At 70.8% G+C, this 1703-nt stretch carries 1 protein-coding gene; it reads left to right on the top strand.

Annotated features, from left to right (window positions below):
• Positions 1 to 326 precede the first annotated feature (326 nt).
• Positions 327 to 1688, top strand: a complete 1362-nt coding sequence (locus NS184_RS15270) for a PhoH family protein (RefSeq protein WP_193750494.1) — start codon at positions 327 to 329, stop codon at positions 1686 to 1688.
• The last annotated feature ends 15 nt before the right edge of the window (positions 1689 to 1703 follow it).

Raw genomic sequence — 1703 nt, forward strand, 5'->3', positions numbered from 1 at the left:
CCGAGACTCGGCTCGGCGCGCACGGGACGCGGGCGCGAGCACGAGTGTCAGCTGCGCCGCGCCGGACGGGAGGCCCGTGGCGGGCCCGCACCGTGCCTCCCGGCCGGTGGGCGCGCACCTCGGGCGCGGGGCGCACCGCTCTGGTCGCGTTCACACGACCGTAACCGGACAGGCAGCGTGTCGCGATTCCACCCGGCAGGCGACGGTCGTAGGTTGACGGCATCGGGCACCGCGCCCGATCGAAGCGGCCGCAGCAGGTGCTTCGAGACCCGCTCCAGTGGCCGCGTCGAGGACAAGGACCGGGTCCCTCGCGGCCCGGGGATGGAGTGGTCGTGACCTCTCAGAACGTCTCTCGCGGAACGCAGCAGCAGCCCACCGCGGACTCGTCCACACCGGTCGCCCAGCGCACGTACGTGCTCGACACCTCGGTGCTCCTCAGCGATCCGCGGGCGCTGTTCCGCTTCGCCGAGCACGCGGTCGTCCTGCCCGTGGTGGTCGTCAGCGAGCTGGAGTCGAAGCGCAACGACCCGGAGATCGGCTACTTCGCCCGACAGGCACTCCGGATCCTCGATGATCTCCGGGTCGAGCACGAACGACTCGACTTCCCGATCGCGATCGGTGACGGCGGCTCACTGCGGGTCGAGTTGAACCACTCCAACCAGGCGGTGCTGCCGTCCGGGCTGCAGCTCGGCGACAACGACTCGCGGATCCTCGCGGTCGCGATGAACCTCGCGAACGACGGCCTCGACGTCGTCGTCGTGTCGAAGGACCTCCCGCTGCGGGTCAAGGCGTCGTCGATCGGCATGGCCGCCGAGGAGTACCGCGCCGAACTCGCGGTCGACAGCGGCTACACGGGCCTCACCGACCTGCAGGTGTCCGGCGAGCAGATGGCCGACCTCTACGACCACGAGGAGATCCGCTCCGCCGCGCTGGCCGACGTGCCGATCAACACCGGGGTCGTCATCCACTCCGAGCGCGGCTCCGCCCTCGGCCGTGTGCACACCGCCGGTTCGGTCGCGCTCGTGCGCGGTGACCGCGAGGTGTTCGGGCTCCGCGGACGGTCCGCCGAGCAGCGGCTCGCGATCGACGCGCTCCTCGACCCGGAGATCGGCATCGTCTCCCTCGGCGGCGCAGCGGGGACGGGCAAGTCGGCGCTCGCGCTCTGCGCCGGCCTCGAGGCGGTCCTCGAGCGCCAGCAGCACAAGAAGATCATGGTCTTCCGTCCGCTCTACGCCGTCGGCGGGCAGGAGCTCGGATACCTCCCGGGTGACGCCTCCGAGAAGATGAACCCCTGGGCGCAGGCGGTGTACGACACCCTCGGCTCGGTGGTGTCGGACAACGTGCTCGACGAGGTGGTCGAGCGGGGGATGCTCGAGGTCCTGCCGCTCACCCACATCCGCGGTCGTTCTCTGCACGACGCGTTCGTCATCGTCGACGAGGCCCAGTCGCTCGAACGGAACGTCCTGCTCACGATGCTGTCCCGGATCGGGCAGAACTCGCGGGTCGTCCTCACGCACGACGTCGCGCAGCGGGACAACCTGCGGGTCGGCCGGCACGACGGCATCGCATCGGTGATCGAGCGGCTCAAGGGACACCCGCTGTTCGCGCACGTGACGCTGACGCGCTCGGAGCGGTCGGCGATCGCCGCACTCGTGACGGAGATGCTCGACTCGCCCGACCTTGTGTAGCGCCGGTCGGCGCCG

The organism is Curtobacterium luteum (assembly GCF_001475545.1).
GTDB lineage: Bacteria > Actinomycetota > Actinomycetes > Actinomycetales > Microbacteriaceae > Curtobacterium > Curtobacterium luteum_A.